The organism is Rudanella lutea DSM 19387 (assembly GCF_000383955.1).
In the GTDB taxonomy this organism is placed as follows: domain Bacteria; phylum Bacteroidota; class Bacteroidia; order Cytophagales; family Spirosomataceae; genus Rudanella; species Rudanella lutea.
The window spans coordinates 3,965,595-3,987,369 of sequence record NZ_KB913013.1 but is presented as its reverse complement, the minus strand read 5'-3'; the positions used below and the strand labels follow the sequence as shown (position 1 = coordinate 3,987,369).

The 21,775-nt window shown below is 55.2% G+C and carries 17 protein-coding genes; 13 read left to right on the top strand and 4 right to left on the bottom strand.

Features of this window, described 5'->3' with window-relative positions; all coding sequences use genetic code 11:
* The first annotated feature begins 137 nt into the window (after positions 1–137).
* Together RUDLU_RS0116515 and RUDLU_RS0116510 are read left to right on the top strand one after the other, a co-directional pair.
* A complete protein-coding gene (locus RUDLU_RS0116515) occupies positions 138–608 on the top strand; it encodes an Lrp/AsnC family transcriptional regulator (protein WP_027303136.1) in 471 nt (156 codons plus the stop codon).
* 89 nt (positions 609–697) lie between these two features.
* Complete coding sequence (locus tag RUDLU_RS0116510; protein WP_019989518.1) at positions 698–1,726, top strand: sialidase family protein; 1,029 nt, start codon at positions 698–700, stop codon at positions 1,724–1,726.
* A gap of 104 nt (positions 1,727–1,830) precedes the next feature.
* Here the strand turns inward: RUDLU_RS0116510 and RUDLU_RS0116505 are convergent, their stop codons facing one another.
* Positions 1,831–3,057, bottom strand: coding sequence for a tetratricopeptide repeat protein (locus tag RUDLU_RS0116505; RefSeq protein WP_019989517.1), 1,227 nt, complete (start codon positions 3,055–3,057; stop codon positions 1,831–1,833).
* 189 nt (positions 3,058–3,246) lie between these two features.
* Between RUDLU_RS0116505 and RUDLU_RS0116500 the strand changes: the two genes are divergently transcribed.
* From RUDLU_RS0116500 to RUDLU_RS0116490, 3 genes are read left to right on the top strand one after another with little or no spacing between them, the layout of a single operon-like run.
* Positions 3,247–4,608: a D-arabinono-1,4-lactone oxidase gene (locus RUDLU_RS0116500; RefSeq protein WP_019989516.1), complete on the top strand. Its 1,362-nt coding sequence runs from the start codon at positions 3,247–3,249 to the stop codon at positions 4,606–4,608.
* 35 nt (positions 4,609–4,643) lie between these two features.
* Positions 4,644–5,174 (top strand): hypoxanthine phosphoribosyltransferase, encoded by a 531-nt coding sequence (hpt, locus tag RUDLU_RS0116495; protein ID WP_019989515.1) that lies wholly within the window; start codon positions 4,644–4,646, stop codon positions 5,172–5,174.
* A 55-nt stretch (positions 5,175–5,229) separates the two neighbouring features.
* Positions 5,230–5,847, top strand: coding sequence for a PDDEXK family nuclease (locus RUDLU_RS0116490; RefSeq protein ID WP_019989514.1), 618 nt, complete (start codon positions 5,230–5,232; stop codon positions 5,845–5,847).
* A gap of 5 nt (positions 5,848–5,852) precedes the next feature.
* On the opposite strand, the gene moaA is transcribed toward RUDLU_RS0116490, so the two are convergent.
* Positions 5,853–6,833 (bottom strand): GTP 3',8-cyclase MoaA, encoded by a 981-nt coding sequence (moaA, locus tag RUDLU_RS0116485; protein WP_019989513.1) that lies wholly within the window; start codon positions 6,831–6,833, stop codon positions 5,853–5,855.
* A 40-nt stretch (positions 6,834–6,873) separates the two neighbouring features.
* Here moaA and RUDLU_RS0116480 point away from each other — a divergent pair, with 40 nt between their 5' ends.
* From RUDLU_RS0116480 to RUDLU_RS0116465, 4 genes are all read left to right on the top strand, one after another.
* Complete coding sequence (locus RUDLU_RS0116480) at positions 6,874–7,518, top strand: ABC transporter ATP-binding protein (protein WP_019989512.1); 645 nt, start codon at positions 6,874–6,876, stop codon at positions 7,516–7,518.
* A 74-nt stretch (positions 7,519–7,592) separates the two neighbouring features.
* Positions 7,593–8,036 carry a DUF4920 domain-containing protein gene (locus tag RUDLU_RS0116475; RefSeq protein WP_019989511.1) on the top strand — a complete coding sequence of 148 codons (444 nt, stop codon included), beginning with the start codon at positions 7,593–7,595 and terminating at the stop codon, positions 8,034–8,036.
* A gap of 261 nt (positions 8,037–8,297) precedes the next feature.
* Entirely contained in the window at positions 8,298–9,584 is a 1,287-nt protein-coding gene (locus RUDLU_RS0116470) for a metal-dependent hydrolase family protein (RefSeq protein ID WP_019989510.1), read from the top strand.
* Between the two features lie 85 nt (positions 9,585–9,669).
* Positions 9,670–9,984, top strand: coding sequence for a DUF3467 domain-containing protein (locus tag RUDLU_RS0116465; RefSeq protein ID WP_019989509.1), 315 nt, complete (start codon positions 9,670–9,672; stop codon positions 9,982–9,984).
* Positions 9,985–10,113: 129 nt separating this feature from the next.
* Here the strand turns inward: RUDLU_RS0116465 and tamL are convergent, their stop codons facing one another.
* Positions 10,114–12,528, bottom strand: a complete 2,415-nt coding sequence (tamL, locus tag RUDLU_RS0116460; RefSeq protein ID WP_019989508.1) for a translocation and assembly module lipoprotein TamL — start codon at positions 12,526–12,528, stop codon at positions 10,114–10,116.
* A 29-nt stretch (positions 12,529–12,557) separates the two neighbouring features.
* Positions 12,558–17,576, bottom strand: a complete 5,019-nt coding sequence (locus tag RUDLU_RS0116455; protein ID WP_027303135.1) for a translocation/assembly module TamB domain-containing protein — start codon at positions 17,574–17,576, stop codon at positions 12,558–12,560.
* A gap of 336 nt (positions 17,577–17,912) precedes the next feature.
* Here RUDLU_RS0116455 and rpsL point away from each other — a divergent pair, with 336 nt between their 5' ends.
* The 4 genes from rpsL (at position 17,913) to RUDLU_RS0116435 (ending at position 21,644) form a co-directional block, all read left to right on the top strand.
* The gene (gene rpsL, locus RUDLU_RS0116450) at positions 17,913–18,338 is read left to right on the top strand and encodes a 30S ribosomal protein S12 (RefSeq protein WP_027303134.1); all 426 of its coding nucleotides are present in this window, start codon (positions 17,913–17,915) and stop codon (positions 18,336–18,338) included.
* Positions 18,339–18,479: 141 nt separating this feature from the next.
* The gene (rpsG, locus tag RUDLU_RS0116445) at positions 18,480–18,947 is read left to right on the top strand and encodes a 30S ribosomal protein S7 (protein ID WP_019989505.1); all 468 of its coding nucleotides are present in this window, start codon (positions 18,480–18,482) and stop codon (positions 18,945–18,947) included.
* Between the two features lie 206 nt (positions 18,948–19,153).
* Complete coding sequence (gene trxA, locus RUDLU_RS0116440; protein ID WP_019989504.1) at positions 19,154–19,453, top strand: thioredoxin; 300 nt, start codon at positions 19,154–19,156, stop codon at positions 19,451–19,453.
* A gap of 16 nt (positions 19,454–19,469) precedes the next feature.
* Positions 19,470–21,644, top strand: coding sequence for an FUSC family protein (locus tag RUDLU_RS0116435; protein WP_019989503.1), 2,175 nt, complete (start codon positions 19,470–19,472; stop codon positions 21,642–21,644).
* Positions 21,645–21,775: the final 131 nt, after the last annotated feature.

The following is a 21,775-nucleotide window of genomic DNA, read 5'->3' as shown; positions in this document are numbered from 1 at the left end:
GCGGCAATTTCAGGTTTTGGCTACACTTTGTTTTATCAATTTGTAAGATTTCCGTATTTTTTTAGAATAATTTATGGAAAAGCACGTAGCTTTGCGCCAGCCTGAGCAACAATACTTACTCCTGCAACAGTATGAATATGTCGAGTTCCAAATTAGATCAGATCGACCGCAAAGTCTTAGATATTCTTCAAGATAACGCCAAGATTACCAACGCTCAACTATCCAAAGAGATTGGTCTGTCTCCCGCTCCTACCCTCGAACGAGTCAAGAAACTAGAAACGTCTGGCATCATTCAGAGTTATCACGCCAAACTCGACCCCGAACGGGTAGGGCTGGGCGTTACGACATTTGTAATGGTCACCCTCGTGGGCCACAAAAAACAAGTGACCGACTCCTTTGTTGCCAAGGTCAATACAATTCCGGAAATCATTGAATGTCACCACATTACGGGTGATGGCGATTTCCTGCTCAAAGTGATTTCGAAAGACATCAACTCGTACCAGAAGCTGATGCTGGAAGTGATCAACGAAATCGAGGAAGTAGCCAACACCAAGACCATGGTGATCCTGAGCACATTCAAAGAGAGCAAGGCACTGCCTATTCCGTAACCGAAGACATTTGTTGAAAAGAGCGATATGTTGGGTAGAACCGCATATCGCTCTTTTTTTATGTATAAACCACCCTTTTCCAACACGATATGCTTCGTCGTTCGTTTCTGCTTCTCTTTGTTATTTCGGGCCGTTTGCTGGCTCAATCGCCCAAAGCCGAACTCAGCCGTGAGTTTGTGTACGAACAGGCACCATTCCCATCGTGCCATGCCTCTACCCTGGCCGAAACGCCCAAAGGGCTGGTGGCAGCCTGGTTTGGCGGCACCCACGAGAAACACCCCGACGTGGGTATCTGGGTAAGTCGGCGGACCGGGCAAGGCTGGACGCCCCCCGTTGAAGTGGCCAACGGCGTGCAGGCCGACGGCAAACGGCACCCGACCTGGAACCCGGTTCTGTTTCAGTACCCCAAAGGCCCGTTGATGCTGTTTTATAAGGTAGGCCCCAGCCCGAGTACCTGGTGGGGTATGCAAATGCAATCAAACGACGGTGGCCTTACCTGGTCGAAACCGGTGCGCCTGCCCGACGATATTCCCGGCCCCATCAAAAACAAGCCGGTGCTGCTGGCTTCGGGCACGTTGCTGAGCCCTTCCAGCTCGGAAGACAACGGCTGGCGTTTGCACATGGAAACCACCAGCGACATGGGCAAAACCTGGAAACGGACCCCTGCCCTGAACGACGGCAAAACGGTGGGGGCTATTCAACCGTCGGTGCTGTTCTACCCCAACGGCAAGCTTCAGCTGGTAGCGCGTGGCACCAACGGGTTTGTACAATCGGCCTGGTCGGATGATAACGGTTCCACCTGGAGTCCCCTCGAAAACCTCGCCCTACCCAACCCCAACTCAGGCATTGATGCCGTGACGCTCAAGGATGGTCGGCAACTGATGGTGTACAACCACGTACCGACCGAAGCTCAAAAGTGGGGCAAACGGTCGCCTTTGAACATAGCTCTTTCAAGCAACGGCAAAGACTGGACACCTGTGGTGGAACTCGAAAACGAGCGGGGCGAAGAGTTTTCGTACCCGGCCGTTATTCAGACGAGCGATAACAAAGTGCACGTGATGTACACCTGGAAACGCAAGAAAATCCGGCACATCGTTCTCGACCCGGCTAAGTTGTAACCTCCTAACTCTCTATTCCCAAACGAAGAAGGCCCCACGCAGGTGGGGCCTTCTTCGTCTAATCACTCCGGGCTGGGTAATGGTGGCACCCGTCAGCTCGGTGGTCAGTCGTCCCGGCGCTTCCGGCGCTCTTCCCGGCGCGATTTTTTGCTGTCCTTGAGCGCTTTCTCAGCTTCTTTGTACTGGCTCGATTTGCGCTCGGCCGCGTCGATCACTTGTTTGTAGTAGTTACGGGCCAGGTCGTAATTCTTCTCCGTATCGGCAATCTTACCCATGTTGAGCAACGACGCCCAGTAGTAGCCCGCGTTGGTCGCGTTGGTTTGCCGGGCAAAGTCGATAGCCTTCTGGTAATACGTCTTGGCTTCGGGCAGGTTGTGGTAGAAGTTCTGGTTCACATACGCCAGAATGTACGCGGCTGTGCGCCCACTGACGGGCTCATAACCGGCTTTGCCCTGCGCTAACTTGTCCAGAATCCGCTTCGATACAGTTTCGGCTTCGTTGAGATAGCCCCGTACAAACGCCGAACGGGCATAGTACCGCTCAAAAAACGGATTGTCGGGGTACTGCTCATTCATGTACTTGGCCAACTCGTAAGCTTTGTCGTAGCGGTTTTCCATGCTGTAAATCTGCAGCAGGAAATAACGGGCCTCGGTACGGGTGTAAAACGCATTGTTGGCGTTGCGCTCCAGCTGCTTAATCCCGCTTTCTTTGTTGCCCTTCGGGAAAAAGGCCAGGATCGGTTTCAGCAAGGGGTAATTCTGCGGAATCCACTGCGCATAGTAATTGTACAACCCGTCGCCAAAGAGCAGTTCGGGGTTAAAGTCCCCGTTGCCCTTACACTTTTCGAAATACTTCAGCGCGTTTTTTCCGGCAAAGGTTGCCTTGGTCCACTTTTTCCGTTCGGCATAAATACGGCCCTTGAAGGCGTAAGCTGCCGCCAGGAAAAACGAGGGCTCGATCTTGTTATCGCTGTCTTCGTAAAGTTGCTCGGCCAGCGTAATGGTGGTATCCATAAGGGCCAGACAACGGTCGTCGTAATCGGTCACCTCAATGTCGGGCACCATTTTCCACCACTCGGCCAGACCCATCAGAAAATACGGCATCGGGTGTTTGGGGTACCGCACCCGCAACCACCTAAACTCCTTGTCAGCCTCGTAAAATTTGTAGTTATACAGCTGGTTAATAGCCTCCGCCGACTCCAGCTGCACACCGGGGTGCTTGAGCAAACCATCGTACTTCTTATCAAAGGCCGATGGGTCATACAATTGAGCCCTGGCAATGGTTACCAGACACAGGCAGAACGCGGTCAGCCAACTAATTTTTCCGTTCACTCGTCCACAGATGGTTAATTCGTACTATCAACGTTTTAGCAGTCGAGTCCGTTTACTTTAAGCCTATTTTTTAGTGCATCCGGTTAGTATGCGGAGGTTTTGCGGTGTTCGGGAGCGGTATGGTAAGGGCCGGTCGGTAAGGAGCCGGGGCGGGTGTCTTTTACCGCTGTATCTTGTTGCCTAAACCCCATGAACAAACGTACCTTTTTGAAAACCTCATCGACCCTGCTCGCAGGCAGCCTGTTGTCGCCACTCGTTTCCTGCCAACATCAGTCCGACGGCCAACCCCTGACCAATTGGGCCGGAAACCTCACGTACAGCACCGGCAATGTGAGTTCGCCAACCACAGCCGCCGAGGTTAGTGATAGCATTCAAGACAACAAACGGGTGCGGGCACTGGGCAGTCGGCACTCGTTCAACGCCATTGCCGACAGTACCGTGGCGCAGGTATCGCTCAAGAACCTGCATACGATTGTCTCGCTCGACCGCACCGCCCAAACGGTCACGGTTGAGAGCGGAGCTACCTACGGGCAATTGTGCGAGTATCTGCACAAAGAAGGGTTCGCCCTGCACAATCTGGCTTCGCTACCGCACATATCGGTGGCGGGTGCCTGTGCCACCGCTACGCATGGTTCGGGCATCAAAAACGGAAACCTCGCAACGGCCGTCACCGCCCTCGAACTGATCGACGCGAACGGCCAAACAGTCACGCTCTCGCGGGCACAGAACCCCGATCTGTTCGATGGAGCCGTGGTGAGCCTCGGTAGTCTCGGCGTGATTACCAAACTTACGCTTGCCCTTCAACCCACGTTTATGATGCAGCAGGCCGTGTACCGTAATCTGCCAATGGCGGTTCTGGAAACCCAGTTCGAAACCATTATGTCGAGTGGGTACAGCGTGAGCTTATTTACCGACTGGCGCAACCAGAACATCAATCAGGTCTGGATCAAGAGTCGGGTGGAGGGCGATAGTCAGGCCCCGGTTTCGCTAACGCCCGAGTTTTACGGGGCCAAATTAGCTACGCAGAACATGCACCCCCTCGACGACCATTCGGCCGAAAACTGCACCGAACAGATGGGTGTTCCGGGGCCGTGGTACGAGCGGTTGCCACACTTTCGCATGGGGTTCACACCCAGCAGCGGCAAAGAGCTTCAATCCGAATATTTTGTACCGATCGAACACGCGTATAAAGCCATAACAGCCGTGGCCAGTTTAGGGGCAAAAATCAGCCCGCACCTGTTTATCACCGAAATTCGGACCATTGCCGCTGATACCCTCTGGCTGAGCCCGCAGTATAACCAGACAACCGTGGCTATCCACTTTACCTGGAAACCTGAGTGGGAAGCCGTACGGCAGCTCCTTCCGCTTATCGAAGAAAAACTGGCTCCGTTCAACGGGCGGCCGCATTGGGGCAAGCTGTTTACCATGGCCCCCGCCACCTTGCAGAGCCGAATACCCAAACTGGCCGAGTTTAAAGCGTTGATGCAGCAATACGACCCGAGTGGTAAGTTTCGAAACGCGTTTATCGACACAAACCTGTTCAGTAGCTAAAGTTGGTTGTATCTTTGGCTTTTGCCAGCCAATCCATGTTGACAATTCACGACAAAACGTTTGTTCCGTTTATTGCGGCCAACGACATTCAAGAGCGCATTACCGACTTAGCCGCGCAGATCAATCAGGCGTATCACGACAAAAAACCGTTGATGGTGGTTGTCCTAAACGGGGCGGTGCTATTTGCCGCCGATTTGTTCCGGCAACTGACCATGCCCTGCGAAATCACGTTCATCCGGGTTTCATCGTACACCCAAACCAGCTCTACGGGCCATCTGAAACAGATTCTGGGCTTGGGCGAGTCGATCACCGGCCGCGACCTGATTGTGGTAGAAGACATTGTTGATACGGGCCTGACCCTCGGCGATGTGTGCGACCAATTGCGCGAGTCGAAGCCGGCTTCGCTGGCGGTAGCGACTCTGCTGTTCAAACCCGAAGCCCTGAAACGCCCGCTGAAGCTCGATTACGTCGGGTTCGAGATCGAAAACCGGTTTGTGCTGGGCTATGGCCTCGATTACGACGGACTGGGCCGTAACACAAAGGACATTTTTGTGCTGAGCGAGTAAAGAAACTCAGATTCTGAATAGTTAGTATAGTGGAGCAACAGAAACAGCAAACGTGATGATAGCCACCCGAAAAGGTATTCAGAGCCGACAACCCCGCCAAAACGTACCCGATTATCTGGTGTACGAACTCATGGACGGTAAGCCGATCTATTACAGAGGTTACCAAGCTGTTATATCAGGCAAAAAAACGTTTTCCGAAATCATGGGGTCGAGCACCTTACAGTCATTTATTGTGGCGTATTGCCAACGGATTCTTTTCAAGCAACTGGACGAAGACCTGTTTACCATCCTATCGAGCGAAACAGGTATTCATCTGGATAAGCACAATAATCTGGCGGGCGACATTCTGGTATTCGATAACGCAACACTCCCCATTACAGCTATCAATACCAACTACGCCGATGTGCCCCCTAAACTCGTTATCGAAGTTGATGTGACTGCCGACCCAACCCACCTTGATGAAAACGCTTACATTTTCAAGAAAACACAAAAGCTACTCAGCTTTGGGGTTGAGAAAGTGATCTGGATTACTACCGAGGCAAAAAAAGTGACGATTGCCACAGCCAATGAAGACTGGCAAATCAAAGACTGGCATAAAGACATTGACGTGATGCCGGGGGTTGTGTTTACTATTGGCCAGTACCTGACTGAAAAAGGCTCGCCCTACGCCTAACCTCACTACCCCCCAATTGTCGACATAGACTCGGTAACGGGCGCCCGGTGCTGTTCGGCTTCGAAGCCGTTGGCAGGGCGGTGCGCAAAAGCTTTGAGAAACGCAGCCCGCAACTCGTCGTCGGAGGCACCGGCCCGCAGCAGCGCGCGCACATCGAGCACGCCATTGTCGTACAGGCAGGTTTTGAGCGTACCCTGGGCCGTCAGACGGATCCGGTTGCAGGTGCCGCAAAATGTCCGGCTGAAGGCCGCTATCACGCCCAGCGTACCGGCATAGCCCGGAATCTGGTAGTCGTATGAAGTCGAGAAGGGGCCATCGGGCACTTTTTGCAGGTCCGGGTAGAGCTGCTGTAGCTCGTTCAGAATCCGGCGGTACGTCCAGTTCAGCACGGGGTAGTGCGTTCCCTCACCGTTAAACGGCATTTCTTCGATAAACCGCACCGCTACGCCCGGCTGCCGCGAGAGTTCGGCCAGTGGCCCCAGATCCTGGGTATTCTGCCCCTCCATCACCACGGCATTGATTTTCACCTGCACGCCCGCGGTCAGCAGCGCATCGAGCGTGTTGAGCACGGCCGGCAACTCGTCGCGCCGGGTAATCTGCCGAAACCGCTCCCGGTCGAAGGAGTCGAGGCTCAGGTTCACCGACCGCACACCCAGCTCCACCAGCTCGCTTACGTGCGGGGCCGTCAGCACGCCGTTGGTGGTCATGGCCAGCTCGTTCAGGCCCGGAATGGCGCTGAGCGTTCGCATAAAGTCCATGAGTCCGTTGCGTACAAAGGGTTCTCCGCCCGTAATTCTGACTTTCGAAACGCCCATTTCGGCCAGTACGCGCACAATTCGCTCCATCTCCTCATAAGTTAGGAGCTGATGCTTGGGCAGGTACTTAATACCCTCTTCCGGCATACAGTAAAAGCACCGGAGATTGCAGCGGTCGGTTACGGCCAGTCGGAGATACTGGATAGGGCGGTTATGATTGTCGTACAGCATGAGAATACGCAAGTTAAGGAACAGACGCTACCTTTGCGCCATGATTCAGCTTACTGCGAGTGATGTTGGTAAAAAATATCGGCGTGAATGGGTGTTCCGGCACGTCGACCTTCAGCTGACGAGCCACTCCTCGCTCACCGGCCCGGCCAACAGTTTCACCTTTGTGGGCCCCAACGGGAGCGGCAAATCGACCTTGTTGCAACTGCTGTCGGGGGCGCTACCCACCACCGAAGGCCGCCTGACCTACACCTTCCAGGGCACAACAATCCCTACCGATGCCTGGTTTCAGCACGTGACCATCGTAGCTCCCTATCTCGAATTAATTGAGGAACTGACCCTGCGCGAAATGATGGCGTTCCACCAGACGTTTAAGCCGTTTAAGACAGGCCTCAGCCTCGACGAAGCCGCCGACCGGATGCGTTTGAGCCACGCACTCGACAAGGAGATCAAGTTTTACTCGTCGGGCATGAAGCAGCGCGTCAAGCTGGGCCTCGCCTTTTTTTCGCAGGCCCCCGTTGTCATTCTCGACGAACCCACCAGCAACCTCGACCGGCAGGGGGCGGCCTGGTACCACGAACAGGTGCAAACCCTCCACCCCGATCAGCTGCTGCTGATTGGCTCCAACGACCCCGCCGAGTACGAGTTTTGCACTAATGTGCTGGATGTCATGCAGTGGAAAAAATAGTATCTTTGAGAGGTTGATGACCGGATCTCGTTAGTCGTCCGGCATCGGCTGTTTAATATCCAACGTCAAAACGCATGAAATACGCACTCATCTTCGCTTTGTCACTGGGCCTCACTGTGGGTGCCACCGCACAGAGCTTTCACGGCAAGAAAATTACGGAAGACGGCGCCATCCCCGCCCCCGAACTGGTAGCCAAACTGGGCGACAAGTCGGAGTTTAATACCAAGGTGCAGGGTACGGTTGAGTCGGTCTGCAAAATGAAAGGCTGCTGGATGAAAGTCAAAACCGCCGATGGCCAGACCATGCGTGTGACCTTCCGCGACTACGGCTTTTTTGTTCCGAAAGACATTGTGGGCAAGCAGGTTGTTTTTGAAGGCACCGCCCAGCAAACCACTACCTCTGTAGCCGACCTGAAGCACTACGCCGAAGACGCCGGCAAGAGCAAAGCCGAAATTGCCAAGATCACCCAGCCCGAAAAAGCCGTCACGTTTGTTGCCGACGGCGTGATTGTGAAGTAGATACGCGAAGTGTCGCGTATCTCGGCTCAGTATTTACACAACAAAGGCCCTTCTTTGTGAAAGCCACTTCAACGGTTTTCACAAAGAGGGGCCTTCATGTAGTGAAACGCTCTGCCCTTGTTTTTTCGGGTACTCTGCTGTAAACTGGTACCTTCCCCGTCAGAGACCCGTCTCGTTTCGTTCATTGCCCGATTCGCTGTATCTTGCTGACGGCCCCCGAACGGACCGTACCGCCTGTGGTGGCCGTAAAACCGTACCTGCATGAAAAAGCACTACTTGTACCTATTGACCGCACTCACACTGGGCGCAACACCCGCCCTGGCCCAACAGCGCACCCTACTCCACTGCGGCAATCTCTTCGACGGAGTACGCAACGATCTTCAGCGCGAAATGACCGTAGTGGTCGAAGGCAACAAGATCACGGGGATTCAGAAAGGCTACACCGCCGGATCGGGCCAGGATCAGGTAATCGACCTGCGTAGTAAAACCGTGCTTCCCGGCCTTATCGATATGCACGTACACCTCGAAAGCGAAACCCGCCGGGGTGGTGCCTACGAGCGATTCACCCAAAACGTGCCCGATGTAGCCTATCAGGCGGCTCGCTACGCCAAAGTTACCCTGATGGCGGGCTTCACCACCGTGCGCGATCTGGGCGGCTCGGGCGTAAACATTGCCCTGCGCAATGCCGTAAACCGGGGGCTCGCCGAGGGCCCGCGCATTTTTACCTGTGGCAAAAGCATTGCCACCACCGGCGGCCATGCCGACCCCACCAACGGCTACCGGCGCGAACTGGCGGGCGATCCGGGGCCGCTCGAAGGGGTCATCAACGGACCCGATGACGCCCGAAAGGCCGTTCGGCAGCGGTACAAAGAGGGTTCCGACGTGATTAAGATCACGGCTACCGGTGGGGTTCTGAGTAACGCCAAAGATGGGCAGGGACCGCAGTTCTCCGACGAAGAACTGAAAGCTATTGTCGAAACGGCCAAAGACTACGGCTTTACGGTAGCCGCTCACGCCCACGGGGCCGAGGGTATGAAGCGCGCCATCCGGGCGGGTGTGACCACCATCGAGCACGGTACGCTCATGGACGACGAAGCCATTACCCTCTTCAAGCAGTACGGCACGTACTACGTCCCGACGATCATTGCGGGCCGCACGGCCGCCGACTCCGCCCGCATTTTTGGGTATTACCCGGCGCTCGTAACCCCCAAGGCGCTGGCTATCGGGCCCAAAGTGCAGTCAACATTTGCGAAGGCGTACAAAGCAGGCGTTAAAATTGCCTTCGGTACCGATGCCGGGGTATATCCGCACGGCTACAACGCCAAAGAGTTTGAATACATGGTTGAAGGCGGGATGCCCCCACTCGAAGCTATCCGCGCGGCCACGCTCGTCAATGCCGAACTGCTGGGGATGAAAAACCAGCTGGGTTCGGTTGAAACGGGTAAATTAGCCGATCTGATTGCGGTAGACGGTAATCCGCTGCAAGACGTCAAGACGTTACAAACGGTACGGTTTGTGATGAAAGACGGAAAAGTCTACAAACAATAACCAACCGCTACGGCCGGGCGCGCACCAATTCGGCCGTGGTATCGTTCCCTATACACGATTCTTTGTCCGCAATACACGTTACCTAATGAACAACCAATCTCAGGAGAATACCATCGACGTAGAACTGTCGGATGATATTGCAGAAGGCACGTACGCCAATCTGGCGATGATTGCCCATTCGAACAGCGAGTTTATTCTGGACTTTATCCGGCTGATGCCCGGTGTGCCCAAAGCCAAAGTAAAGGCCCGGATTATTCTGACACCCGAACACGCCAAGCGGCTGCTCTCAGCCCTGAAAGAAAACATCGGGCGGTACGAAGAAAGCTTCGGTAGTATCGATCAACCCGACGACAACTTCCGGTTCCCGTCGGGCTTCGGTGGCCCCGTTGGGATGGCGTAGCGGTCGTTGTTTTTAAACCTGTAAGCCGGGCGGCCGGTGCCGTCTCAAAGACCTTGCAGGTTTTTTGGGTCAGTAAACCTGTAAGCCGGGCGGCCGGTGCCGTCTCGAAGACTTTGCAGGTTTTTTGGGTTAGAACGGATAGCCAATCGCTACGTTAAGCACCAGATTTTGCCGACGCCAGACCGGGTCGCGGAAGTTGATCTCGTTGAATACCCAACGCTGCCCGTCGGGCCGGTCGGGTCGGCGGAAGGGGATCCCCAAATCAAGCCGGAAAAGGAAGTACGACAAATCGACCCGCAGGCCAATTCCCCCGTTTACGGCGATTTCCTTGTAAAAGTTACGGCCGAAAATGGTGCTCGCACTGTCGTAGAGGACGGCATTCGATGGGTCTTTCAACCACACATTACCCGCATCAATAAACAAAGCTCCCTGCAGGTACTGGTTAAACTTGGGGCGAAGCTCGGTACTGGCTTCCAGCTTAATGTCGCCCCCGCCGTCCTGAAAAATAAAGCCGGTGCCGTCGGTTACCCGCGTAAAGGTACCCGGCCCGAGTGTACGGGGCCGAAACCCGCGCAGGCTGTTGCTCCCCCCCGAAAAGTACTGCTTAATGAGCGGCAGCCGACTACTGTTGCCGTACGGTAAACCCACCCCCGCCAGAAACCGGCTGGCCCAGGTCATGCCCGACGACAATCGCCAGTAGTAGCGCGTGTCCAGATCCAGTTTCAGGTACTGCGCAATAGGTGCGCCCAGTAGCTCATTGCTGCCTTCGCTGTTTCGGTTGTTGATCACGAGCGAAGCCAGATTTCCTGCTGGCTCAATACCGAACTGCACCCGGTACGTGCGGGGGGTAGCCGTGCGGGGCGACGAGCTATAACTGACCGTGTAGAGGCTGTTCAGGATAATTTGTTCGCCCGTGATGATGTTGTACCAGATGGGCGACGTTTGTGGGTCGAGCGCCAGCGAATCGAGGAACGGCCCCTCGTTGGCCAACTGCACATAGTTGATGCTGAACGGCGTGAAATTCTGCTCTACCCGCTGATTGGTTCGGAACGCATAGCCAAACGACGCATTGAACGAATTGAGCGTGTAGTACTTCGACCGGTTGAGTGCCTCAAACCCCGCACTGATGATTGTTTTGGGTAACGACTGCCGCTGATCGTACCGAATCCGGAACGGCACCATCAGGCGCGGCACATTCAGGCTGGCTGTAACCCCGTACCGGTACGTGGTCGTGACGCGGCCCAGCGCAGCTACCGGAATTTCGAAACCGCCACTGGCATTAAGCGTGAGCAGTTCGGCCCGCCGGAGCAGGTTCCGGTTGAGCAAACTGAGGGTCAGCTCCGACCCCACCAGCCCGTTGGAGCGCGACGTACCAGCTATCTCGCCCCGAATTGATTTTTTGGGGTAGGGCGTCAGGTAATAATGCACATCGAGCAAGGCCGAATCGCCCTGCTGAATTGGCTCGAATCGATTTCGGACAAACTTAAACGTGCCCACGTTAATAAACCGGCTCAGGGTCAGGTCCTGCGCCCGGCTGCTGAACCGGCGGCCGGGTTTCAGACTCAGAATATCGTTGAACAACCGGGGTTTGTAGAGCCGTGCCGAATCGACGATAAACACCCGCCGGAGGGTCGTGTCGCTCGGCGTGTAGGCCTGCGTCCGGTTGGTGTCGTTGCCGGTTTGGTTGTTGATCGTGTAGTTCGGATATACGTACACATTTCGGATAAAGTACGGCTGACCGGCTGCTTCGGGCATTTCGGGCTTGAGCGCCACGTAGAGCCGCACTTTATGGTTGCCAACGGCACTATCGGCCAGAATAGCCACGTAATCGGGCAAGAAGTAGATGAACCCCCGGTTTTTGAGCGTGGTACTGATTCGCTCCTGCTCCGCCTTGATCACATCAAACTGGTACGGATCGCCGGGTTTAAGCAGCGTACGGGGCGATATGGCAAACATGGCATCGTCGGCCCGCCGGATGGTCGGTTGCTGTCGCTCGGTGCGGGGGGTATCGCGGGCATCGTCGTCGTTGAGGGTGTCGGGGCGCTGCGGCAGGTCGGAATTGGTCAGAAACAGCACCGAGTCGATGGTGTACCGGGCCGGTACGCGCACGTCGTACACCCCACGCGCCTTGTACCCCTCTTCGGTCAGCCGCCCGGTTACGCTCGACCGGAAATAGCCCTCGTTCTCCATCAAACCGGCAAAAATGGTCGCATTAGACGAGATCGCTTTGGCGCTTGCCAGTACAGGAGCCTCCCCAAATTTACGCCGAAACCACGCCCGAAAGCCCTTCTCCGTTTTAGGCTCGCCGAACAGGTAGTACATCGCTACCTTGTACGGATACCCAAACAGGGTTTTGTTGGGCCGGGGGCGGGCAAGTTCTTTCAGTTGCACCTGCAATTCGTCGCGGGCCTCCTTGGTCACCGTCGAGTCGGCCGACAGGTTCACGTCGGTTCCTACGTACAGGCGCTCGTTGGCGGGCAGACGCTTGGCGAGGTTACACGCTTGCAGGCAAACAGTAAGTAAAATAAAATAGCGAACGTTCATGAACAGAGCACGACAGTTTGTGGGAAACTTCACAGCGTTTCCTCCTTTCTCCGTCGCCGTAAATCAGCAAATGTGTTGTAGTCGACCGTGATCACGAAGCCGACGCCCGTCTCAACTACATAGCCCTCCAGCACGGTTTGCTGCTCGTTGCGCCGGTAGCCCCGCACCACATAACGACCGTCGCGGGTGAGGTTATAGTTAAGCGAGAAGTTATCAAAAATCTCATTGGGGTTCCGCTGAATACCCGTTGTGTTTTCGAGTACAAAGTTGCGCCCGACAGATACCGAAAGCCGCCCCGACAGAAAGCTTTTTGAGAGACCCACGTTCAGGTCGGTTCGGCTGCCGGTTGGCCCCTTGGCGGTAGCTGCCTGGTTGGTCGAGTTGAGGTTGAAGTTCACATCAACGCCTTTGATCAGGCTCGATGCAAACCGCTCCAATTGTTCAGACAGAATCTTACTCACGCTGTTTCGGGCAATGTTTTCGGCTCCCGCGCCCACGCCCCCACCGCTTCCGGTTGAGAAGAAATCAGACGTGTTTTCGGAGATAAAATTACCCAGCACCAGCAAGGCAAACACCTGCTTGTTGATCTGCGACTGATCGCGCCGAAGTAGCGCCAGTTTGTTGTCGACGGTCTGCGTAACGCCCCCGGCCACAATGGCGTTGCTATTGCCGTTGGTGGGCCGCACAATATCGAAGTTCAGGCTTGGCTTGGCCAGATTATTGCCGATTTTGAGCAATACATTGAACGGCATTTTATTCTGGTACAAGGCGTTATTTTGCCCGGCAATCTCATTAGCCACCAGGTTGGCGGGGGCTGTCCGGGTTTCGTACACGGCCGTAATATCGACCTGCGCACTTAGCGGATCTCCGGTCCAGGTAATCGAGCTGCCTCTCTGGATTTTGAACTGCCGTTTCAGCACCTCATAGGTAAGCGAGTACTCGCCCTCGGTCACCTCGTAGCGGCCCAGAATCCCGATGTTACCCGCCGGGTCGATGGTCACGTTGAGGTCGGCATTGCCCCGTGCCCGCAGATAGTCGCCGTTCAGTTCATCGACCACAATCGTAAACTCCGATTTCTCATCGACTTCGATGTTGAGCGAAATGGTCGCGTTGTTCAGTTCCTCAAACGCAATTTTGGTGTTTACGGTGTCACGTTTGGGCTTCACCAGGTACTTGCTCAAAGCGAGTGTATCATTGTGATTAATGAACGTAACCGTTTGGCGGGCGTCGTTCAATTCGGGCGTATCGTCGGGTAATACAAACGACACCTTGGTATCATCTTCAACCCGTACCGTACCCACCACCGACGCGTTGGTGCCCGTACCCCGGATACGTAGATTGGCCGTCACCGACGCCTGTCCGTACACATAGTCATTGTCTTTGCGGGCCGCATTGAGAGCCAGGAAGTCGTTGGCCCGCACATTCAGGTTATACCCCACGTCGGGAATATTGGCCAGCGTTACGGTCCCCGTCGTATTGAGGGTGCGACCAAGGGTATCGGTCAGTGTGAAATTGTTGAGGCTAATGGTTGAACCACTGAACTGAAGGCGTTCCTGATCGATACGGTAGGTTGCGTTAAGTTGTTTGATGTTGAACGCTACCGAATCAAACCGGACCTGCCCGTTTATTTTAGGATTGGTGGTCGTACCGGCCACGGTAAACTGCCCCGTCAGGTCGCCACGGGCCTGCCGGAGTTCGCCGAAACTAAAGGCTTCGATGGTACGGGCCGCCAGTTTTTGCAGATCAACTACCAGATCAAGACCCGAGTTGGCTCCGTTGTACGTACCGTTGAGGGTGGCCTGATTGTCGGGGCCGCTCAGCGCCACGTTGATACCTACTTTCCCCTCGGTGCTGTTGGTGAATCGGCCGGTCAGGTTGCCAATGGGCTTGTCCATCACCCGCAAACTATCCACATTGACCGAGCCCACAAACGACAGATCGGAGTCTTCGCCCAGGTAGTCGCGTAGGACCACGGTACCGTCGAGCTGCCCACTCGCGAGGGTCGTATCCTGATTGGCAATTTTAGCCGCGTCGGTCAGGTTGAAATTCCGAATCGTAACCCGCAGTGGCGCGTTAGCGTAGGGTTCCGTGCTGGCCAGTTCAATATACTCGTCGCGGTGCCGCAACCGCAGCGTATTGACAAACAAACCTGCCGGGCCGTATTGCACATAACCTGTGGTATCGGCCGACCAGTTCTGATAATTGAGCAACAACCCATTTTGGGCCAATTGCACCCGATAGTCCTGCCCTAACGCGGCCACCTGCCCGCGTAGGCCGTACACATCCCGACTCGACGAGTCTTTGCTCATCACCTCAAAATTGAGCTTGTTGTTGGCCGCCGTCCCGATCAGGTTGGTCAGGCCAATTTCGATTCCCGACGCGTTGGCCGAGCTGATTTGGCCACGTACAAACAGCTCGCCGTTACGGGTCACGGGCAGCTGCTCCGCAACAGGTACAAGCAACCGGTTGACCGACGTGTTCAGGCTATTACGGGACGCAATCCCAACGGGCAACGGCTGTACATACCCGTTCGCCGTACCCCGCAGCAGCAAGTTGGCACTCCGCACCAGGCTGGAGTCGTATTCAATGACGCCCGTTCGGAGCGAGGCCGCAAAGGTGGTGTCGTTACGGTTGTCCAGATAAGCCGCCAGCCGAACCGTGTCGAGCCGGGTGAGTTTCGGCACAAACGCTTTCAGCAACGGGTGCTGGTACGCCTTAGCGTCGATTTTGAAGTCATACGGCGGAGGGGTATTTCGGTACGTGAGCCCCGGAATGGCAAAATACCGGCTTACTTCCGATACAATGATGTCGTACAGCCGATCGTAGGCAAACTGACCGTCGAGCTTGAGTTGGGCAAACGGCACCCGGGCGGCAATCTGCTTGCGCCCCCCGTCGGCAGTGGCTTTGAGATACACCTCATCGAGTGGGTACGACTGCCCCCCGTACCGAATCACGGCCCCATCGGTCGAGAGTGTTCCTACGGGTTTGGCGGGATCGGTCGAGGCCATATCGAGTACAAGTTTACCCCGCAGGTCGAGGGGCTCGCTGTATAGTTTCAGCCGGTTCAGGTCGAGTTGGGCAATGTTTACGGTACCCGTAATGCTGGGGTAGTCGCTCAGCAGCCCCACCCGCGTATCGAGCTGTAAGCGGGCGTTGGGGTCATCGCTCACGCCCTTGATGTTGAGCACACCCCGCGCCAACTGCCCCGAAGCGGCTATATTCTGGTAACGATACCCATTCAACGTTGCCTCATCGACGGTTACCCGAAACGAGGTATTCATCGATTTTACGTCGAGCCCGGTACCATTGACGGTGGCAATGGCCGTAACAGGCCCGTACTGCTTTGGATCTTTAAGCCATTTGCCAGCCTGAAAGTCAGCCAGGGCCAGCGTTCCCGAATAGCCCTGGTTACGGCCTTCCACGAAGCCCCGGAGTTGCCCGTCGAACGTAGCGTTACCCCAACTGGTATTGAGCCGGGTTTGCAGGTCGAGGTCGTTGAGCCGCCCCCGAACCCGACCCGATAACCGTAATTGGGGCGGAATATCGACCGCATCGGGAAGAGCATTTTTGGGTACAACCCGTTGAATATCGGCCAGCCGCGTGGTGGCTTCTGTAATGGTCAGGTCGAGACCCAGCCGGTCGGTATCGGTCAGGTTGGTAAGCCGGCCACGGGCGCGGATGCGCGTACCCGACAGGGCCGCCAGATCCAGCACGGGCAGGTTGAGCGCAGCCAGCGTACCTGTAGCGCGGGCGTTCATACGGATGGTGGCCGCTTCGTTATTTTTGAACGTGCCTGCCAGTTGCGGAGCCAGCAACAACACATCCGACAAGGCCATGACGCTCTGTCGCAGGTTTACATTAACCCGCACCCGGTTGGCCTGCCCCGGCCGCGAGAGCTGCCCGATGGAATCGTACCGCAACACAACCTGATCGCGCAGCAAGGTTTTGGGCGTCTGAATCCAGAGGTTCGTCAGGGCCGTTGTTTTGTCCGTGTAAAGCAAGTCGCCGTCGAGCCGTTGCAACACCAAACCGCTTTTGTCGCGCAGGCGGCCCTGTCGTAATTGCCCCGAAATCTGCTGGGGGTTGTACCGCAGCTGTTCACCCCGGAAGGCCACGTCGCGCAGGTCGAGGTGAGCGTAGTCAACGCCGGTGCGCTGCCGGGGCTGAGTGAGGTCGTCGTAGCGGACATTGGCTCCTGTGAGCACCAGCGACTTCACTCCCAGCCGTTCGCTGTTCAGAAAGAAATAATCGGTTTCCATCGCCAGCGTCTGCAACTGCCCGGCGGTGGTTAGTTTTTGTTCGACCAGATTCACGTCCCAGCGGGCGCGGTTGATCTGCCATTTACCCAGAGCTATATCCAGCGTGTCGGGCGAGGGGGGCGAATCGGGCACAGGCAGACCTTTGTAGATCCGGGCGCGGGTGTTTAGCCCGTCGACGGTCAGGTCTTGCAGGCGGTACACGTTATTGGCCACATCGGTGCGTTCAAAATTGGCCCGCAGGGTATCCACGTACGCGTCGACATCGGCACCGGTCACATCATCGAGGTATTTGACCCGTACATCTTTAAGAGTTACCGCTTTGAGGTTGATATCGAGCGGGGCCGTAGTGGTATCAAGCGGGGTTGGAGTCGGTTGTGGCTTTCCGGGCGTCACAAACGCGTCGAGCAGGTAGCCAAAGTTGAATGTTGTATCGGGCAGGGTACGGCTGATGTTCAGGCGCACCTTTTCCAGATCAATCTGATTGATGGCCACCCGGTTATCGAGCAGGCCCAGCATATCCAGGTCCACAAACATCCGTTGCCCGATCAGGAGCGTATCGCCCTTGGGGGTTTGGAAGAACACATCGTTCAGCTCGATATAGTCTGGAATTTTGTAGCTGATCCGACCCACCCGAAACGGCGACTGGAGTTTCTTAGCTAAATACCGATTCACCTGTGCCGTCACGATGCGCTCGCCCCAGGAGGTAGTCGCAATCAGGGTCACAAAGCCGAGCACAAGAAGCACGACCGCCAGCAAGACGAGCAGTATGGTTGAAATGGCTTTTCTCACGGGTATTGAGTACGGAATGGTATCGGCTATCGCTGCCGGGCCTCTCTTTTACTGGTGATTAAACGTAGCGCCCACAAGTTAGCATACAACACAAAACGCGCGAGTGTGGCATTGTGTTGGGAATACGACTTAGCGGCCCTTTTCTGATTTTGTAAGACGCTTTTGTACCAATAAAGTTTCAGCAGGTGGCGCCCACCTCTGTCGGGCTCACACAAGCCCACAAATTATCGGAATGAGTAAGCGTGGTTAGGGCTTTATGTTGTGATTCTAACCCAATTTACCTACCTTTGCACCTCAATTTTCGCGACGACTGTACAAAAAACATTTTTCAGCGTAATGCCAACCATACAACAATTAGTACGTAAAGGCCGCGAGAAGCTGGTTTTCAAGTCGAAATCACCAGCTTTGGATGCCTGCCCTCAGCGTCGGGGCGTGTGTACGCGTGTGTACACCACGACGCCTAAGAAGCCAAACTCGGCGCTGCGTAAAGTAGCTCGTGTTCGCTTGTCGAACGGCAAAGAAGTCAATGCTTACATTCCGGGCGAAGGCCACAACCTGCAGGAGCACTCAATCGTGCTGATCCGCGGTGGCCGGGTTAAAGACCTTCCGGGTGTTCGTTACCACATTGTTCGGGGTGCTCTGGATACTGCCGGTGTAAACGGCCGTCTGCAAAGCCGCTCGAAATACGGCGCCAAGCGTCCGAAACCAGGTCAGGCTCCAGCCGCTGGCAAAGGTGCGCCCGCTAAAGGCAAGAAGAAATAAAACGAATAATGGGTAATGCATAATGCATAATGCCTATTCGGGCAACGCTCATTATCCATTCCTCATTATTCATTGTACACTAAAATATGGACTGCCCGTTGGTCAGCAGCGGCAGAGTAAGATCCAGAATCTGAAGACACAATGAGAAAGTCGAAACCGCCAAAACGGTACGTGTTACCCGATCCGAAATTTAAGGAAGTACTGGTAACCAAATTTGTTAATAACCTCATGTACGAGGGCAAGAAGAGCATCGCGTACACTATTTTCTACGACGCACTGGAGATTGTTGGTAAGCGTACCAGCGAAAACGGTCTCGACGTATGGAAAAAGGCGTTGAACAACGTAATGCCTTCGGTCGAAGTAAAAAGCCGTCGGGTTGGTGGTGCTACCTTCCAGGTTCCCACCGAAGTACGGGCTGACCGCAAAGTATCGGTAGGCATGAAATGGCTGATTAAATACGCTCGTTCACGTGGCGAAAAAACCATGACCGACCGCCTGGCTGCTGAAATCGTAGCTGCTGCGAAAGGTGAAGGAGCTGCCGTGAAGAAGAAAGACGATACGCACCGTATGGCCGAAGCCAACAAGGCGTTCTCACACTTCCGGTTCTAAAAACAATTCAGTCGAAGCGAAATTGAAAAGCCCCGCCGTTTGGCGGGGCTTTTTTGGTTAGCGGGGTTGGGAGTAGCTTTCACCGCACCAGGCCAGTGAAAGCCACTCCCGAACCGCCCTGAAACTGCCCGGCCCTGCTTGCTGTTATATCCGCAGGCAAGTGCATGTGCATTCGCTACACCCAAAACAACAAAACGAAACATCCGATGAACCCCTCATTTAAAGACTTGGTCAAAGGCGACACACCCGTGCTGGTTGATTTTTACGCCGACTGGTGCGGCCCCTGTAAACAACAGGCCCCTACCCTCAAACAACTGGCCGACCGCATGGGCGACAAGCTGAAAGTGATCAAGGTCGATATTGACCGCAGCCGGGCCGCAGCTACGCAGTATCAGATTCAGAGCGTACCCACGCTTATTTTGTTCCATAAGGGTAAGATTGTCTGGCGTAAGTCGGGCGTACAGCCGTTGCATACGCTCGAAAACCTCGTTCGGCAGGTGATGTAATCTTGTTTACCGTTTCATGCAGCCCATTCTCCGATCTGTCCGTTACTTTTTATCGAGCCACTACTTCTCCGATGGGCTGCGGACTACGGTAGCCGTGCTGTTACCGGCACTCTTCTTTTTTCAGGTTCAGAAACAACCCGACATAGGCTTACTCATTGGCCTGGGAGCGCTCTCGGCCAGTATTACCGATATGCCGGGGCCGCTCATTCACAAGCGCAACGGGTTACTGGCCTGCTGCCTGACCATTTTCCTGACGGCTATTCTGACCGGGTTTGCCCGGCTCAACGGCTGGACCCTCGGTCTCGAAATTGGCCTGCTGAGCTTTTTCTTCGCCTTGTTCAACGTTTATGGCAACCGCGCGGCTGCCGTCGGCTCGGCGGGGATGCTTACCCTCATTTTGACCATGGCTCGGGGGGTGAGTAGCGAAACAGCAGACACAGCTCCCTTCTCTCTCCCGGAGATTCTGACGCAGGCTACGCTTATTCTGCTCGGCGGCTTGTGGTACACTGGCATCAGTTTGGTATTTCGGCAGTTCAGACCCTATCGGCAGGCGCAACAGGCTCTGGCCGAGTGTATCCACGAAATTGCCCGGTTTCTGCGCATCAAAGCGGATTTTTACGATGGCCGCACCGACCTCGACGACGATTACCGTCGGCTGGTAGCACAGCATGTGGTCGTGAGCGAAAAACAGGACGTTGTACGCGAACTGCTTTTCAAAAGTCGGCAGGTAGTGGCCGAAACTACTTCTACGGGCCGGGTACTGGTGTTGACCTTCGCCGAAGTGGTCGATTTATACGAACAGATTTCGGCGATGTACTACGATTACCAATCGTTGCGCGAGCGATTTGGGACTACGGGCATCCTGAATCTAATTGCCACCCAGATTCATCGGCTCGTCAACGAACTCGACGCTATCGGTCTGGCCATTCTGGAGGGTAGCCCGCACCGGCCGCGCTTAGATATGCACGCGGCTTTAGAACAGATTCAGGCGGCTATCAACGCCCTGCCGCCCAACACCGACATGGGCAACCCGCTGGTGCTTCGGCGGGTACTGGTAAGTATCCGGCAACTGGCCGAGCGTATAAACGGGTTATTGCAAATTGCCCCCGACACCGGCACCACCCCCACCGACCCGTCGACGCTCGATTATTCACGCTTTGTATCGCACCAACCGATTGACGTGGCCCGTTTGCGCGACAATCTCTCGCTGCGTTCGTCGGTATTTCGGTATTCGCTCCGCATGGCTATTGCCTGTGTGGTAGGCTATATTGTGGCTACCTTCTGGCCCAACGGCCACCATAGCTACTGGATTTTGCTCACCATCACGGTTATTCTTAAACCAGCTTATTCGCTCACTCGCCAACGCAACAGCGACCGTTTGCTGGGTACGCTTGCGGGTGGGTTGCTGGGGGTAGTTATTCTGGCCTTTGTTCCCAACCCGGTTGCCCAGTTTGTGTTTATGGTGCTGTTTATGCTCGGCACCTACAGTTTTCAGCGCCGGAACTATATCACCATGGTGATCTGTGTGACGCCCTTTGTGCTGATCCTGTTCAACTTTATGGGAATCGGCTTCCGTGAAGTGGTAGGCGAACGGATGCTCGACACACTCATTGGCGGGGTCATTGCCGTTATTGCCAGCTATGGGTTACTACCACGCTGGGAGTCGGAACAGGTGCTGCCGGTGCTGCGCGATGTACTCAACGCCGACATCAAATACCTTCAGAAACTGGAAGAGAGCCTGTGCGGCCGGGGGGTTACCGAAACCGACTACAAACTGGCCCGGAAGAGCGTGTATGTGCAGTCGGCCAACTTGTCGGCGGCTTTTGAGCGGATGTTGTCGGAGCCGAAAAGCAAACGGCGGCATCAGCAGGATTTACTTCAGTTTGCCGTACTCAACCACATTTTCTCGTCCAACGTAGCCACCATTGTGCTGACTACCGTCGACCGGGAGCATACCCCCGCAACAGACGCCCTGGTGCGCCCCGTGCGCCGGTCACTCGAGCACCTGGCCGAGGCCCTGAGCCGCATCGACCGAACCGACAAAAACGCCGAGCCAACATCTGCGCTCACCCTACCGCCAGCAAGCCCGACCCCGGCCTCCCCCGACGATCAACTCCTGGCCGAGCAACTGGCGTTTGTACAAAAACTCACCGCCGACATGGCCAAAGTAGCGGCTACCATTCAGGGTTAACAAAAAACCCCGGCAATAATCATCACCGGGATTTCCTTCGACATATTCTCTCTAAAAAAGCGTTTGGTTTATGGCTTTTGGCCTATTGGTGTTTCGAGGAGGTAGCTTCAATCCCAAACGTGCCCAACCAA

Coding starts and splice junctions, on each gene's coding strand:
- RUDLU_RS0116515 (WP_027303136.1), top strand. CDS start 138: ATGTCGAGTTCCAAATTAGATCAGATCGACCGCAAAGTCTTAGATATT.
- RUDLU_RS0116510 (WP_019989518.1), top strand. CDS start 698: ATGCTTCGTCGTTCGTTTCTGCTTCTCTTTGTTATTTCGGGCCGTTTG.
- RUDLU_RS0116500 (WP_019989516.1), top strand. CDS start 3,247: ATGAACAAACGTACCTTTTTGAAAACCTCATCGACCCTGCTCGCAGGC.
- hpt (WP_019989515.1), top strand. CDS start 4,644: ATGTTGACAATTCACGACAAAACGTTTGTTCCGTTTATTGCGGCCAAC.
- RUDLU_RS0116490 (WP_019989514.1), top strand. CDS start 5,230: ATGATAGCCACCCGAAAAGGTATTCAGAGCCGACAACCCCGCCAAAAC.
- moaA (WP_019989513.1), bottom strand. CDS start 6,833: ATGCTGTACGACAATCATAACCGCCCTATCCAGTATCTCCGACTGGCC.
- RUDLU_RS0116480 (WP_019989512.1), top strand. CDS start 6,874: ATGATTCAGCTTACTGCGAGTGATGTTGGTAAAAAATATCGGCGTGAA.
- RUDLU_RS0116475 (WP_019989511.1), top strand. CDS start 7,593: ATGAAATACGCACTCATCTTCGCTTTGTCACTGGGCCTCACTGTGGGT.
- RUDLU_RS0116470 (WP_019989510.1), top strand. CDS start 8,298: ATGAAAAAGCACTACTTGTACCTATTGACCGCACTCACACTGGGCGCA.
- RUDLU_RS0116465 (WP_019989509.1), top strand. CDS start 9,670: ATGAACAACCAATCTCAGGAGAATACCATCGACGTAGAACTGTCGGAT.
- tamL (WP_019989508.1), bottom strand. CDS start 12,528: ATGAACGTTCGCTATTTTATTTTACTTACTGTTTGCCTGCAAGCGTGT.
- rpsL (WP_027303134.1), top strand. CDS start 17,913: ATGCCAACCATACAACAATTAGTACGTAAAGGCCGCGAGAAGCTGGTT.
- rpsG (WP_019989505.1), top strand. CDS start 18,480: ATGAGAAAGTCGAAACCGCCAAAACGGTACGTGTTACCCGATCCGAAA.
- trxA (WP_019989504.1), top strand. CDS start 19,154: ATGAACCCCTCATTTAAAGACTTGGTCAAAGGCGACACACCCGTGCTG.
- RUDLU_RS0116435 (WP_019989503.1), top strand. CDS start 19,470: ATGCAGCCCATTCTCCGATCTGTCCGTTACTTTTTATCGAGCCACTAC.